At 58.3% G+C, this 15,337-nt stretch carries 9 protein-coding genes, 2 tRNA genes and 1 pseudogene; 6 read left to right on the top strand and 6 right to left on the bottom strand.

What is annotated here, in order from left to right:
* The first annotated feature begins 117 nt into the window (after positions 1-117).
* Positions 118-576, top strand: coding sequence for an IS200/IS605 family transposase (gene tnpA, locus SCU88_RS16595; RefSeq protein ID WP_175342350.1), 459 nt, complete (start codon positions 118-120; stop codon positions 574-576).
* Positions 577-686: 110 nt separating this feature from the next.
* On the opposite strand, the gene SCU88_RS16600 is transcribed toward tnpA, so the two are convergent.
* The 4 genes from SCU88_RS16600 to SCU88_RS16615 all read right to left on the bottom strand — a co-directional run bounded on the left by SCU88_RS16600 (position 687) and on the right by SCU88_RS16615 (position 8,608).
* Positions 687-1,928 carry an alpha/beta hydrolase-fold protein gene (locus SCU88_RS16600; RefSeq protein WP_175341063.1) on the bottom strand — a complete coding sequence of 414 codons (1,242 nt, stop codon included), beginning with the start codon at positions 1,926-1,928 and terminating at the stop codon, positions 687-689.
* 71 nt (positions 1,929-1,999) lie between these two features.
* Positions 2,000-5,665, bottom strand: coding sequence for a salmochelin/enterobactin export ABC transporter IroC (gene iroC / locus SCU88_RS16605; protein WP_175341064.1), 3,666 nt, complete (start codon positions 5,663-5,665; stop codon positions 2,000-2,002).
* Positions 5,666-5,697: 32 nt separating this feature from the next.
* Positions 5,698-6,813: a glycosyltransferase gene (locus SCU88_RS16610; protein ID WP_138098189.1), complete on the bottom strand. Its 1,116-nt coding sequence runs from the start codon at positions 6,811-6,813 to the stop codon at positions 5,698-5,700.
* An 826-nt stretch (positions 6,814-7,639) separates the two neighbouring features.
* Positions 7,640-8,608 carry a hypothetical protein gene (locus SCU88_RS16615; RefSeq protein WP_138098191.1) on the bottom strand — a complete coding sequence of 323 codons (969 nt, stop codon included), beginning with the start codon at positions 8,606-8,608 and terminating at the stop codon, positions 7,640-7,642.
* Positions 8,609-8,968: 360 nt separating this feature from the next.
* Between SCU88_RS16615 and shiA the strand changes: the two genes are divergently transcribed.
* The 4 genes from shiA to SCU88_RS16635 all read left to right on the top strand — a co-directional run bounded on the left by shiA (position 8,969) and on the right by SCU88_RS16635 (position 13,173).
* Positions 8,969-10,288, top strand: a complete 1,320-nt coding sequence (gene shiA / locus SCU88_RS16620; protein WP_175341065.1) for a shikimate transporter — start codon at positions 8,969-8,971, stop codon at positions 10,286-10,288.
* Positions 10,289-10,428: 140 nt separating this feature from the next.
* Positions 10,429-11,886: an AMP nucleosidase gene (locus SCU88_RS16625; protein ID WP_175341066.1), complete on the top strand. Its 1,458-nt coding sequence runs from the start codon at positions 10,429-10,431 to the stop codon at positions 11,884-11,886.
* A 125-nt stretch (positions 11,887-12,011) separates the two neighbouring features.
* Positions 12,012-12,087: transfer RNA gene (locus SCU88_RS16630), tRNA-Asn, on the top strand.
* A 150-nt stretch (positions 12,088-12,237) separates the two neighbouring features.
* On the top strand, positions 12,238-13,173 hold the full coding sequence (locus SCU88_RS16635; protein WP_175341067.1) for an aliphatic sulfonate ABC transporter substrate-binding protein: 936 nt from the start codon (positions 12,238-12,240) through the stop codon (positions 13,171-13,173).
* A 4-nt stretch (positions 13,174-13,177) separates the two neighbouring features.
* Here SCU88_RS16635 and SCU88_RS16640 read toward each other — a convergent pair whose 3' ends face one another.
* Positions 13,178-14,626 (bottom strand): EmmdR/YeeO family multidrug/toxin efflux MATE transporter, encoded by a 1,449-nt coding sequence (locus tag SCU88_RS16640; RefSeq protein ID WP_138098199.1) that lies wholly within the window; start codon positions 14,624-14,626, stop codon positions 13,178-13,180.
* Between the two features lie 191 nt (positions 14,627-14,817).
* On the opposite strand from SCU88_RS16640, the gene SCU88_RS16645 reads away from it, so the two are divergent.
* Positions 14,818-14,893: transfer RNA gene (locus SCU88_RS16645), tRNA-Asn, on the top strand.
* 67 nt (positions 14,894-14,960) lie between these two features.
* Here the strand turns inward: SCU88_RS16645 and SCU88_RS16650 are convergent.
* A pseudogene (locus SCU88_RS16650) lies at positions 14,961-15,262 on the bottom strand (transcriptional regulator).
* Positions 15,263-15,337 lie beyond the last annotated feature (75 nt).

Here is a 15,337-nt window from a genome sequence, read left to right on the forward strand (position 1 = left end):
GGGGGTTCCGTGAAGCTTTCAGCTATAAATCAGTTATATAAACCCCTTTTGATTTGTTAAAACACCTTGCGGTCTGGCAACTGCAAGGGTTAAACAAGAAATCAAAAGGGGGTCCCAATGGGGGACGAAAAGAGCTTAGCGCATACCCGATGGAACTGTAAATATCACATAGTTTTTGCGCCGAAATACCGGAGACAGGTGTTCTATGGAGGGAAGCGCAGGGCGATAGGTAAGATCTTAAGAAAGCTGTGTGAATGGAAAAGTGTGAAGATACTGGAAGCGGAATGCTGTGCAGATCATATCCATATGCTTGTGGAGATCCCGCCGAAGATAAGCGTGTCGAGCTTCATGGGTTATCTGAAAGGGAAAAGCAGTCTGATGCTGTACGAGCAGTTTGGAGATCTGAAGTTCAAATACAGGAACAGGGAGTTCTGGTGTCGTGGGTATTATGTAGACACGGTGGGCAAGAACACGGCAAGGATACAGGAATACATAAAGCACCAACTGGAGCAGGACAAGCTGGGAGAACAGTTATCGATTCCGTATCCAGGTAGCCCGTTTACGGGCCGTAAGTAACGAAGTTTGATGCAAATGTCAGATCGTATGCGCCTGTTAGGGCGCGGCAGGTAAGAGAGCCTTATAGGCGCATCTGAAAAACCTCCGGCTATGCCGGAGGATATTTATTCTTATAGCCAGGCAATGCCATCAATCAGCGCGCCGCGCCACCAGGCATAATCGTGGCCGCCGGTATAGACCACGCAATGACTCTCTACGCCAGCGGCACAGAGCCGCTGATGCAGTTGCCGTACATGGGGAACCGTGGAGCCTTCCAGTGAGCCCACGCACAGCCGAATCCGCACGCTGTCCGGCGGTGAAGAGAGAAGATGCTCGCTTACCCAGCAGTCGTCACGTTCGCTGAACAGCGAGGGTCGGCTGCTGCCGTCCGGCGTCCACCACATTGAAGGCGAATGACAAAGCACGGCACCAAAGGTTTCTGGCGCATGGCGGGCGGCCATCAGCGCCGTTACGCCCCCCAGACTCTGCCCGGCCAGCACGGTATGGGCGCGCCCCGCCCAGGCCCTGTCCGGATATTTTGCCCGAACACCAGGGATAAGGCGTTCGGCAATATCCTGCACCAGTTCGCTGCGGCCACCCAGAATAGCGCTACGTTCGGTCTCATCAACGTTATCAATGCCAAGCACCGCCAGCGGCGCGATACGCCCGCTGTCGATGGCGGCATCAATGGCGCCGCTAACGCCGAGATAATCAAACCAGGTTTCGGCATCGGGCAGCACCAGTAGCCCCAAAGGCACAGAGTCAGGAACGTCGGGAAGATAGAGACGCACGCGGCGCGTCTGACCGGCAATAACCGGGTGCCAGGTGACGAGTTCACCGCGCCCACACTGCGTATCACCGCGCCATTCTTCCTGAGCAGGCGCCAGATCCAGCGCCAGCACCGACTCCCGCCCGCCTCCCCGCACCCTGATCCCCGGCTGGCGATTTAGCGAGTCGGGCTGACCAGTAAAGGGGGTAAACCGGGTGCCCAACTGCGATAACGCTTCAGGCGCGGTATCGGGAGGGATTTCGGTCATGGTGTAGGATCCGCAGTAGCTTGCCGGCAAACGAAGAGTCAGCCACCAAATATCGCTGGATGGCAGGCGGTTCATCAGCCCCTGTCCGACCCGCTCTTTATCCGTGATGCGATTTAAGCGCAGGTATACGCCCTGAAGCGACGCCGCCGAACGCCACACAAAGGTGACGTCGCGCTGGTCGGGCTGACCGGCAACACCGATCACCAGGGGAAGAGTGACGGATTCAACGTCGTGCCAGAACTGTGCGCTGTCCGATACGCCGCCCGCCGCCAACTGTTCAAGAATTCGGGCGGCAGCGGTAATGGTGTCGGGAACGGCGGGAGTGGACTGTCTCATTATTGGCCTTCCATAAAAGCTGATAAACCGGCGCGACGATTCCCCGAACCGGCGCGCCGATGGCGGTATCGTTATCCCGCGATCTCTTCCGGCGATGCCACAGGTTGAGCGGCGTGGTCGCCCACGCTGTCGCGCCATAAATGCGCGTAGAGGCCATCCGCCGCCAGCAGCGCTTTATGGGAGCCATACTCAACGAGGCGCCCGCCATCCATCACGGCAATGGCATCACAGCGGCAGGCGGTGGTCAACCGATGGGCGACCACCAGCGCCGTCCGTCCCTGGCTGCGGGCAACGTTCGCCAGCGAGGTCATGAGCGCCTCTTCCGAATAGCGATCCAGCCGCGAGGTGGCTTCGTCCAGCAGCAGTATATCGGCCCCGGCAAGCAGCGCTCGCGCCAGCGCGATCAACTGGCGCTGACCAGCGGAGAAATCCGCCCCGCCGTTGTTCACCGGCGTGTGGAATCCGCGCGGCAGTGCACGAATGGTCTCCAGCAGCCCCGCCTGACGCGCCGCCTCTTCCACTTCGGCACGGCTGCTCCAGGGGCGTGCATAGCGGATATTTTCTGCGATATCACCGCTGAACAGCGCCACATCCTGATCCACCAGCCCTACCCGGGTGCGATAATCGGCCAGCGACATGGCGGTAATGTCCTGCTCGCCGATACGGATCCGGCCACCGTCAGGCGAGTAGAGTCCGGCAATCAGCTTAACCAGCGTTGATTTCCCGGCCCCGCTGCGCCCGACCACGGCCACCACCGATCCCTGCGGTATCGTCAGGTTAAGCCGCTCCAGCGCGGCTTTGCTGCTACCAGGATACCGGAAGGTAACCTCATCCAGCGCCAGCGCTCCCGTTACCGATGTCACCGCAGAGCGTTCCGACGCCGTGACCTCCTCCGCGCCTTCGGTGGCTAACAGTTCATCAATATGCTTACCGCTGGCCGAAGCCTGTTGCCAGGAATCGACAATGCCGGAAAGCTGCTGCACCGGGCCGTAAAACTGCCCCAGTAACAGGAAAAAGGCCGCCAGAATCCCCGGCGACATCTCCCCGCCGGCCACCCGGGATGCCCCCACCAGCAGCACTGCGGCGTAAGAGGCTTCGGTGCAAAAGGTCAGGAACGGGAAGTAAACGGCCAGATATTTTTGCGCCCGCACGCGGGTGGCCCGGAACCGGTCCGACAGCGCACGCAGCTTTGACGCTTCCTGGTCCTGCTGGCCGTGGGACTGCACCACCCGAAGCCCCGAGACTTTCTCCTGCAACCTACTGTTCACTTTGCCAATCTCAATACGCGCCTGAGCATAAGCCGGGGAGCTCAGACGGCGGTAGAGCCACGTAGCCAAAATCACTACCGGAACCGCGCCCAGCGCCACCATGGCAAGCACCGGATCGAGCCAGAACATGGTTAGCGCAATAGCCAGCATCGCGATCAGGCTGGTCGCCGCCCCGGCCAGACCGTTTTGCAGAAAGCGCGCCAGCGCATCCACATCCACAGTCATGCGGGTCAGTCGGCTATCCATGTTCTGTTCATGATAGGGCAGGCCCAGACGCAGCAGATGGCCAAAGCTACGCAGCCGCACCCTGTGCTGCACAGTTTCTGCCGCCCGCGCTGCAACCACGGTCTGCAGTGCATAGCAGCACCAACTGACCATCACCAGCCCCAGCGCCAGTAGCGCACAGATGCCGATGGTTTGCAGACTTCCCTGGGCCACGCCTGCATCAATACCGCGCTGTAGCAGCACCAGTACGCCAACGCCTGACGCCGAATCCAGCGCAATCAGCAACGCCGCCAGCGCAAACATCCACGCCACCGGCGCCAGTAGCGAGCTCAGCCGCCGCTCCTTGCCTGCCTGAACCCGCTGCATCGCGCTTTCCGGCACGCGGCACATGCGTTCAGCGAAACCGTGGCCGCTCTCCTCATCCACAACGGCTTGCGGCGCGGCGTCTGGCTCCGGCCATAGATCTGCGTCTGCGGCCCGTATTTTTTCCAGCCGATCGCCCGTGCCCGACATCAGCGCGCGAAACGCCGGGCAGCGCGCTTCCAGTTCAGCCTGAGTGCCGATATCCACAATCTGCCCTTCATCCAGTACTACAATCCGGCTGGCCAGCGCCAGGGTTGAACGGCGACGGGCGATCGCCAGCAGCATATGATCCTGGTCGGCATAACGTGCCAGTGCATCATTGATCCCGGCTTCAGTACCGGCATCCACCGCCGAGGTGGTGTCGTCAAGCACCAGCAGGCCGGGCGCGGTAATCAGCGCCCGGGCCAGCGCAATGCGCTGTCGCTGCCCGCCGGAAAGATTGGTGCCCCGCTCACTCAGCCGGGTGTCGAACCCCTGGGGTAACGCCTGGATAAAGTCCATCGCCCCGGCCGCCGCGGCCGCGCGCCGGATATCCTGTTCCGAGGCTTGCGGGTGACCGTAGGCAATATTTTCCGCCACGCTTCCGGCAAACAGCAGCGCGTCTTCAAAGACCACGCCCACCGTGCGCCGCAGTTCATCCAGCCTGAGATCGCGAATATTCTGTCTGCCCCGCTCCGTTTCAAGCCACAGAGCGCCGGAAGAAGGATCGTAAAACCGCGCCAGCAGCATCAGCAGCGTGGACTTCCCCGATCCCGATGCGCCGACCACCGCCATGGTCTCACCAGCTTCCAGAGAAAAGGAGATATCACGCAATACCCGGGTGCCGCTGCTGTAGGTAAATCCCACCTGTTCAAGCCGGAGCCCAACCACCTTACCGGCAACCGACTGCGTGCCATCCTGCATTTGCGGGCGGGTATCGATCAGTGAAAACACCCGTTCCACCGGAGCCCGGGTCCGCTGGCCAATCACCAGAAAGGTCGCCAGCACCCGGGTCGGCCCCGTTAGCATCGCCAGGAAACTGGCGAAAGCCACGAAGGTACCCAGATCGATGCGCCCGGTCATCACCGACCAGCCGCCATAACACAACAGGACTATCTGCCCCAGTACCGGTAGCGCCAGCATGGTGGCCCCCGGCATCGCCTGAGCTATCGCCGCGCTAATACGCGCCCGCACCATCTGCCGCGACTGGCTATCCAGCCAGTTCAGTTCGCGCAGCTCCGCGACACACGATTTAACGATGGCAATTTGCGTCAGCACCTCACGCATATGCTCCGTCATATGCGCCAGTTTGTCCGATGCCTGTCCGGTCTGGGCAAACACCCGACGCCGGGCGCGCAGCGCCGTGACGGCTAAACTGGACAGTACCGCCACCACAATCAGCGTCATCGATGGCGACATCCATAGCATCACGGCCAGACCCGCCACGTAGTAGGTCAGCACCGCCAGCGGCACCGGGCACATCTGTAACAGGGTATGCATCTGCTGCAGGTCGCTGTTGGTGCGTGAAATCACCTGTCCGGTGCGCAGGGCATCCTGTCCTGCGCCATCCAGTTTCTGAATGCTGTCGAACGCCCTGCTCCGCAGGGTATGCTGAACCCACAGCGAAAGCTCACCGGCATAGCCGCGACGCACGTAGTTACCGATGAAATCGAACAGCGCAATGAAAATCAGACCGCTGGCGAGCCACGGCAACTGCGAGGCGTCGCCCGCCAGCGCGTCGTTAACCGCCTGTCGGGTCAATAACGGCGCCAGAGCGGCCAGAACAATGGTCGAGACCGACGCCACGATGACAATCATGCTTAACGTCTTACGTTCCCAACACACGCCAGCAAGGCGGACAATCCACGACAGCGCTGGCGTGGAAGATTGAGCGGCAGGCATTAAGCCTCCTTTATGTATAAAAAATGAGTGGGTCAGCCGTGTTTCAGCATCGCGATAAGGTTTTCAGCCACCGCCGACGGGCTGGCCTGGGCCGCCATTTCGGCGGCCACCTGCAAAGAGGCGTGACGGAAGGCGGGATTCGCCAGGAAGGTATTGATCATCTCGCTGGTTAATCCACCATCGTCGGGCACAATCCCGCACCCCCGCTCCACCACCGCCCGGGCATTAACGGGACGATCTGCCCCCTGGCCAAAGACGATTTGCGGTATTCCGGCGTGCAGCGCCGTCAGGGTATTGCCTGCTCCCCCGTGGTGAATAAAGCCGTCGGCACCATTCAGGAACAGGCCCATTGGGATCCAGTCGACGAGCCGTACGTTGGGTGGAAGTTTTCGCAAATCGGAGCGGGCATTGGTGGATAGCTGCAGGATGATTTCGGCGTCCACATCGTCGGCCGAATCCATGACCCATGAGATAAGATCCAGACCGTCGACCATCGGCTTTACGGTGCCAAGGCTGACCAGTAAACGTTTCCGGCCAGGTTCCCTCTGCCACCAGCTTTCCCAGACATCCCCGCCGTTGTAGGGCACATACTGCATGGCGATCACCGGCTCGCCGTTATTTTCCAGAATGCTCATGCTCGGCGGCGTGACGTCTATCCACGCCATGTCGCGCGGCGGCGCATCAACACCATGTCGGCGGTAGGCTTCTTCCAGCGCGCGCGTCACGCCCTGAATGTGCCAGGGAGTATGCCCAAAACCCACGGATTGCATCACGGCGGGAATACCGTATTTCGCCGCAATTAAGGGCCCCACCACGCCCAGGGGCGGATAAATAATCAGGTCAGGTTGCCAGTGCCCGGCAAATTCAATCAGCGAATCGGCCATCTCCTCACTAAAGAAAGAGAAACGGCCCATTCGGGTGCCTAAATGGCTGCTCTTTCGTATTGCTTCCTGGCGGCGATAACCGGCTTCTGAATCGAATCCGGGTAGCGCATCAAATACCACCAGGCCAGCCTCTGCGGCCTTATACGCAAATTTCCCTGCGCTGGCGACCACCACTTCATGCCCGTTAACGCGAAACGCCTGGGCAAGCGATAATACCGGATACAGCAAGCCATACAGGGGTGGCCCCACAAACAGAATACGCATAACAAAATCCCTCTCTGCTCTTTGAACTTAAAACTGAAAATAAACGCAACCACGCCACGCGCTTTGAGCCGACTTTCGATATCGTTCGACTCATTACGCTGCGCCAATGTGGAATTCCGCCGGGGCTTGCAAATAAGAAGTTGCAGGCAAGACAAATCATGTTTTACCCACGCAGCAATGCCCTGATCGGAGAGGGAAATCCCTTTCCCGACTGCCAATAACGCATGAGGCGTTATTTCCTGAATAAACGGCCAGAGACATTGCCATGTTGCCAGGCTCCGTCCTGGTATTGCGGGCGTTGGTGGGTCAGCAATTGCACGATAAACGGAATTTTGCTCTATCGGTTCTTCCTTAAAGAAAGGGCGCATAAGGCCCTTTGCTACGGCATCCATTAACCTGTGGAGGGAGCGTTTTTCAGAGAAAACCTTGCCATCTCTCCCCCCCGGGTCTCCGTATTTATCGTTACAGAACACCCCACAAAACGCTAATGATAATAATTACCAATATCATTAGCGTTTGCAAGTTGGTTGTTAATCATCAATATTGCTGATGATTAACAGGCTAATCAGATCGTGGAGAGAAATTTTGCTTAGATCGGAGCGAATAAGGACTGTTAGCGACAGCATTCAGGAAAATAAGGCTGTAATATGCATATGCACGCATATCCACCAAATCATTGAGGTTATCGTGAGAGCTTTACCAGGAATCACATAAATATCAGTTAATTATCAACAAATTAAATAATTATTCTCTTTTATCTCCCTTGTGTACGGATTCAGAGAATCCTCATTAAAAGAGCTAATCGATTATATCACTGTCTGGACGGTTAAAATTCCGCACTCAGCCCAACGCTCCAGCCTTCTACCCCATCCCCGACAATGCCGGAACCGCGCAGGCTGACACCCTCGATCCCCGGAATTACCCCGTTATCCACCAGTTCAATACCTCCGCCGATCTCCACGAAGTAGTCAAAACCAATATCTCCCCGGGTGTCAGGCATATAAGTACCGGTAATAAAACCAATCCAGCGCAACGGTAGGCCAAACGGCGCGAGATCGGTCGGGCCATTCAGCTCGGTAGCCCCCGTTAATACATTAAATTCGTTGCGCTCTTCCAGCGACGAATCGCTGGCGCTGTAGATATCATCCACCAGGTAGTCATAGCGCAGGTTAGCGGTGAGCTTCACATCATTTTCCCAGCGATGGCGCTGCTCCAGCTCCAGCGCACCGCCGTATAGCATGCTACGCATTTTAAAATCGGCTATAACGCCGCGCCCCGCACTATAAAGGGTATCTCCCAGAAATCCGGCGGAAGAAGCGTCGTTCGAAGTGTGCGAATAACCAACCAGCACCATCGGGCGTAAAATGGTATTGCTGGCGATATCAAACTCGGCCCCCACGCCGCCCAAAGCAGAGAGCGTTTTGGTATCCAGCCTCAGATAATCACTGTCGCCTAAATCCAGGTTCTGATCGCTTCTTACATAACCGAAGGTGCCTTCAATATAGGGCCGGAAACCATCAACGCCGATATCGAACGCGTAACTCGGTGCTAATTTCCATGAATCAATATCCAGAGGATCGCTGGCGTTATGATCGGCGCGAAAATTTGCCGCGCTGATGCCCGGCGTAATGCTAATAATGGATAACTCCTGGTAGAGTCTGGCCAGATCGCCTGCGTTATCGCGCATCGAGTTGCGTATCGGCTCCAGCTCTATCGGCAGCGGCTCCGCCACAGCTATCCCATTCCCTGCCCATAACAGCATACCCGATAATATCAGAGAACGATTACCCATCATCTTTATCCGCCATTATTTTATCGTCGCCTTCAGGGCTGAAGATCAATTACCCAGTGAAACCTAATCATAATTCATTATTCCGTTTCTGCCTGTTTTATAACCACTAAAAAATAAGGTGCATCGCACCAGGATTTTCTGCCAGTAATGAACGCTTCCACACATTAATGATGGGCTTAAGGCGGATTATCCCTCGCATTGCTCTTATTTTTACCTTTCCCCCAAATGAGGTTGATAAAATCGTTTTCTCGCGCCGTCCATCGCGGTAGTCTCACTGCTGCCATCATCAACGGTGGCGGCTGTAATGTGAGTGCCCCGCACCCGATACTAATAAAAAAAACCAAATCAACAGACAGGACAATTATGGACTCCACGCTCATCTCCGCTTCCTCTGATAAGGAGACGCCTTCTATTCACCGCGCCCGTCGCGCCGCCTGGGGTAGCTTCGCTGGCGCCGTCGTAGACTGGTATGACTTTCTGCTCTATGGCATTACCGCCGCACTGGTCTTTAACAGCGAATTTTTCCCGCAGATTGATCCCGCCATGGGCACCCTGGCGGCCTTCGCCACCTTTGGGGTCGGCTTTCTGTTTCGTCCGCTGGGCGGCGTTATCTTCGGCCACTTCGGTGACCGGCTGGGCCGTAAACGAATGCTGATGATGACCGTCTGGATGATGGGCGCCGCCACTGCGCTTATCGGCATTCTGCCCTCTTTCGCCACCATCGGCTGGTGGGCGCCGGTGCTGCTGGTGACCCTGCGGGCTATCCAGGGCTTCGCGGTCGGTGGAGAATGGGGCGGCGCGGCGCTGCTGTCGGTAGAGAGCGCCCCCAGTAAAAAGAAAGCCTTCTACAGCAGCGGCGTGCAGGTGGGCTACGGCGTCGGCCTGCTGCTTTCCACCGGTCTGGTCTCGCTTATCAGCCACCTGACTACCGACGCGCAGTTCCTGAACTGGGGCTGGCGTATTCCGTTCCTGTTCAGCATTGTGCTGGTGCTGGCAGCGCTGTGGGTGCGTAACGGTATGGAAGAGTCCGCCGAATTTGAACAGCAGCGCCAGAACCAGATTCCCCGCGTTAAGCCGCGTCTGCCGGTTGTCGAAGCGCTGATTCGCCACCCCGGCGCCTTCCTGAAGATTATCGCGCTGCGGCTGTGCGAACTGCTGACCATGTATATCGTCACCGCCTTCGCATTGAACTATTCGACTCAGAATCTTGGGCTGCCGCGCGAACTGTTTCTGAATATCGGCCTGCTGGTGGGCGGCCTGAGCTGCCTGACCATCCCCTGCTTCGCCTGGCTGGCAGACCGCTTTGGTCGCCGCCGGGTCTATATCTCTGGCGCGCTGGTGGGCACTGTCTGCGCTTTTCCGTTCTTTATGGCGCTGGAGGCGCAGTCGCTATTCTGGATTGTCTTCTTCTCGATCATGCTGGCGAATGTCGCCCACGATATGGTGGTCTGCGTTCAGCAGCCAATGTTTACGGAGATGTTCGGCGCCAGCTACCGCTATAGCGGCGCCGGGGTTGGCTATCAGGTGGCGAGCGTGGTCGGCGGCGGCTTTACGCCCTTTATCGCCGCGGCGCTGGTCACTTTTTCCGGCGGCGACTGGCACAGCGTGGCGATTTATCTGCTGGCAGGCTGCCTGCTTTCCGGCGCAACGGCGCTGCTGATGAAAGCGCCGGAGCAGCACTAACAATAAGCGGCGGAGACGGCCGGATCTCCGCCCGCGCCTTCCCTTTTCGCGCACCGAATTCATTCCGACGACGCCTTCTGTTCTGGCGATGCTGTGACATACTATCGGCAATGCTTCCTGTACTACCGCAAGGAGAGACCATGACCCAGGACAACGCAGCCAGCCTGACTCCCATCCAGGCGCTGGATAAACTGGAACAGCTGTACCAGAACGCCGTAGCGGCCTTGCGCGATGCCATCGCCCGCTACACCGACACCGGCGAGCTGCCGTCCGAACAGGCGCGTCGCGCCGGACTTTTTGTCTATCCCGAACTGCGGGTAAGCTGGGACGGCGAGTCACGCAGCGCCCCGCGCAGCCGGGCCTGGGGGCGCTTCACCCACCCCGGCAGCTATGCCACCACCATCACCCAACCTCAGCTTTTTCGCGGCTATCTGGAAGAGCAGCTTACCCTGCTGTATAACGACTACGGCGCGCAGATTAGCATTGCCCCTTCGCAGCATGAGATTCCCTGGCCTTATGTGATCGACGGCGCCGAACTGGGGCTGGATCGTTCGATGAGCGCAGGCCTGGCGCGCCACTTCCCCAATACCGAACTGGCGCTGATTGGCGATGAGACGGCGGACGGTCTCTGGCACCCCACCGAACATTACCCGCTGTCGCACTTTGACGCCCGACGGGTCGACTTTTCGCTGGCGCGCCTGCGCCACTACACCGGCACGCCACCGGAGCACTTCCAGCCGTTTGTGCTGTTTACCAACTACACCCGCTACGTGGATGAATTTATCAGCTGGGGCTGCGCGCAGATCCTCGATCCAAACAGCCCTTATGTCGCCCTCTCCTGCGCGGGCGGCAACTGGATCACCGCCGATACCGAAACGCCGGAGCAGGAGATCTCCGATCTGGCCTGGAAGAAGCATCAGATGCCCGCCTGGCACCTGGTCACCGCCGACGGTCAGGGAATTACATTGATCAATATCGGCGTCGGTCCTTCCAATGCTAAAACCATCTGCGATCACCTGGCAGTGCTGCGCCCGGACGCCTGGCTGATGATCGGCCACTGCGGCGGCCTGCGTGAAAGCCAGGCCATTGGCGACTACGTGCTGGCCCACGCCTATCTGCGCGACGACCACGTGCTGGACGCGGTGCTGCCGCCGGATATCCCCATTCCCAGCATCGCCGAGGTACAGCGCGCCCTGTATGACGCCACCAAACAGGTTAGCGGCATGCCGGGCGAAGAGGTGAAACAGCGGCTACGCACCGGCACCGTGGTGACCACCGACGATCGCAACTGGGAGCTGCGCTATTCAGCCTCGGCGCTGCGCTTTAACCAGAGCCGCGCCGTGGCTATCGATATGGAAAGCGCCACTATCGCGGCCCAGGGTTATCGTTTCCGGGTGCCTTACGGTACGCTGCTGTGCGTTTCCGACAAGCCGTTGCACGGCGAAATTAAGCTACCGGGTCAGGCGAACCGCTTTTATGAGGGGGCTATCTCGGAACATTTGCAGATCGGAATTCGCGCCATCGACCTGCTGCGGGCCGAAGGCGAACGCCTGCATTCCCGCAAGTTACGCACCTTTAACGAGCCGCCGTTCCGTTAGAAATACCGCAAAAAAAGGCCTTATTTCGCGCGTTTGCAGAAATTATCGGCAAACGCGCGCTTTTCATGAAAACAGGCTTTGACAAGCCCATGACCCGCCGCTAATATGCGCCCCGTTACCCCAATTCCTCCGTAGTTCAGTCGGTAGAACGGCGGACTGTTAATCCGTATGTCACTGGTTCGAGTCCAGTCGGAGGAGCCAGATTTAGAAAACCGCCCGCTTGCCGGGCGGTTTTTGTTTCTCTTTCCTGCCTTATCCCAATTTTCGCAATACCTTCGTCAATCTTGTTATTTCAACCCGCTGTTGCGCGTTTGCTATCCTGGCGCCACCTGTACAATCCGGAATAATAAGATGAAAGGAATAACCGCACTCCTGCTAACGCTTGCGCTAAGCGTACTGTTCCCCCCCGACAGCCAGGCGCAAACGGTCACCATCGGCTATCAGAAGGCCAATATTTTCGCACTGATGAAGTCACGCGGTAGCCTTGAACAGGCGCTGGAGAAATCCGGGGTTCAGGTTCGCTGGGTGGAGTTTCCGGCCGGGCCGCAGATGTTGGAAGGATTAAACGTTGGCAGTATCGATCTTGCCGCTACCGGCGATGCACCGCCGGTGTTCGCCCAGGCTGCCAGAGCCGATCTGGTCTATCTGGGCCACTCGCCAGCCAGCCCGCAGACCGAAGCGATCGTCGTGCCGCCAGATTCAGCGATTCAGGGCGTGGCGGATCTGAAAGGCAAGCGGGTGGCGCTCAATAAAGGCTCCGACGTCAACTGGCTGCTATTGCGCGCGCTGGAGAAAGCGGGGCTCACCATTCGCGATATTACGCCGGTATGGCTCCCCCCGGCCGATGCCCGGGCCGCCTTCCAGCGCGGTGCAGTAGATGCCTGGGCCATCTGGGATCCTTACCTGGCCGAAGTAGAGACGCGCCTCCAGGCCCGCCAGATAACCAGTGCCGAAGGGCTGGTTCCCCACTACACCTTCTATCTGGCCAGCCGCCGCTTTGCCGAAGGCTCGCCGCAGATTGCCAGACGGGTGCTGACCGAATTACAGGCGTTAAGTCAGTGGGCCAATACCCATCAGACCGAGGCGGCACATATTCTGGGGGCATCCACCGGACTGCCGCCAGCCATCTGGCAAAAAGCGCTGGCGCGCATGCCCTTCGGCGCGGCCCCCATGACAGAGGAGATTTTTGACCAGCAGCAGACGCTGGCGGACAGCTTTACCCGTAGCGGCCTGTTGCCGGTAAGCGTAAAAGTGCGCGACGCAGCCTGGTCGGCCGCGTCGCCATAATCATTCACCCGCCTTCCCTGCGCGCCTCCTGCGTCCGTTCGGGGTGGCGCGGATACTTCCACAGCCAGCGGCCGCTTATCATACGCCAGTAGAAGAAGGCGGCGCGCACCGCCCAGTCCAGGAACATCCCCAGCCAGACCCCGACCACGCCCATACCAAGCTCAATGCCCAGGATGTAACCAGCAATCACCCGGCAGCCCCACATACCCAGCATCGTCACCCACATGGTAAAACGGGCGTCGCGAGCCCCCTTAATGCCCGCAGGCAGCACCCAGGAGGCGGACCAGATCGGCATAAACAGCGCGTTAAGCCAGATCAAATGTTTCACCACCTCTTTCACTTCGGGATCGCGGGTATAGAATGCGGCCATCACCCCGGCAAAAGGCGCGCTCAGCCAGGCGATGGCGGTAAGCCCAAGGGTGGCAAGCCAGAACACGTGACGTAGCTGACGTTCGGCCTGGGCGCGCTGTCCTTTACCCAGCCGCCGCCCCACGATGATGGTCGAAGCCGACCCCAGGGCGTTACCGGGCAGGTTAATCAGCCCGGCAATGGAGAAGGCGATAAAATTACCGGCAATCACGCTGGTGCCCATTCCAGCCACAAACATCTGAGTCAACAGCTTACCGCCGTTGAACAACACTGACTCCACGCTGGCGGGCAGGCCAATCGCCAGGACTTCCCATAAAATCCCCACGTTGAGTGGCCGGAAGTAACTGCGTAGCGACACCCGCAGCGATTTATAGCCCTTCATCAACACCCAGAGAATCCCCAGCGCACCGATGTAGCGCGAGATGGTCAATCCCAGTCCGGCACCGATAAAGCCCAGCCCCGGCCAGGAAAAAAGACCGTAAATCAGCACACTACTGATAATGATATTGAGGATATTCATGCCGCCGTTCACCAACAGCGGAATACGGGTATTGCCCGCCCCACGCAGCGCGCCGCTGCCGATAAGCGCAATAGCCGCCGCCGGATAGCTCCAGGCGGTCAGCTCCAGATAGGTCAGTGCCAGGGCTTTTACTTCCGCGCTGGCGGCACCGGCGATAATGTCGATAATCTGCTGGCCCACCACGTGAATCAGCAGCGCCAGCCCGATGGCGATGAGCGTCATCAATACCAACGACTGGCGAGTCGCCGCCCGGGCCCGTTTCCCCTGGCGCTTACCCAGACTAAAGGCCACCACCACCGTGGTACCCAGATCCACGGCGGCGAAGAAGGCCATAATCACCATATTAAAGCTGTCGGCAAGCCCGACGCCTGCCATCGCCTCTTTGCCGATCCAACTGACCAGGAAGGTGCTGAGCACCCCCATCAGCAGAACGCAGGTGTTTTCCAGAAAAATAGGCACCGCCAGCGGAGTAATCTCGCGCCAGAACAGCGTCTTGTAGCTTTTACGACGGGAATACCAGGGAGTGCGCTCCACCGCCTGGCGCAATGCAGCATAGAGTCTCAAGGTGGACCTGCATCTGAAAGTTGAAACAACATTTCAATCATGAGCCACAATCCCCTGCCCTGCAAAGGTTTTTTGATGAAAAATCGTTACGCTTTATGCCGGGATGTCGAACTTTTCAGCAAACGATGCAGCGGTAGCTTGCGGAGGTTTGACAAATTTTTTTTCGCCGCTATGATAAGCCTCCACACGATTCCTCTGTAGTTCAGTCGGTAGAACGGCGGACTGTTAATCCGTATGTCACTGGTTCGAGTCCAGTCAGAGGAGCCAGATTTAAAGAAGCCCGCTTAAGGAAACTTAAGCGGGCTTCTTGCTTTTTACGCTCTGGCTACAGCCTCTACAGTACAAATTCGTAGTGAGAACCATCCGCCCGTTCAACATCCAGGCGCAGTTTGCCCCCTGCCGCCTCGACGTAACGTTTGAGGGGGGAAGTTTCAGATCGCGGCCCGATTTTTCCACTCCTGCCACACCAGGCTGCCGGATGCCCAGCGCCCGGGCCATTTTGACCTGCGTTTACTGTACTTTCTCACGCAGCCCGCCAGGGTGGATGTTAAGCAGAATATCAGTGGCCATTACCTGAGCTTCGTCCACGACTTCCGGTTTTTCATCCGCTATAAGCTGTTCGAGCGTTCTGCCCATCGCGAAAGCTGAAGACGCATTCAGGGATTTTTGCTGGTAACGACCAGAGGACAACATCCTCTCCCGCAGCATGGC

Source organism: Jejuibacter sp. L23, assembly GCF_050815825.1.
GTDB lineage: Bacteria > Pseudomonadota > Gammaproteobacteria > Enterobacterales > Enterobacteriaceae > Jejubacter > Jejubacter calystegiae.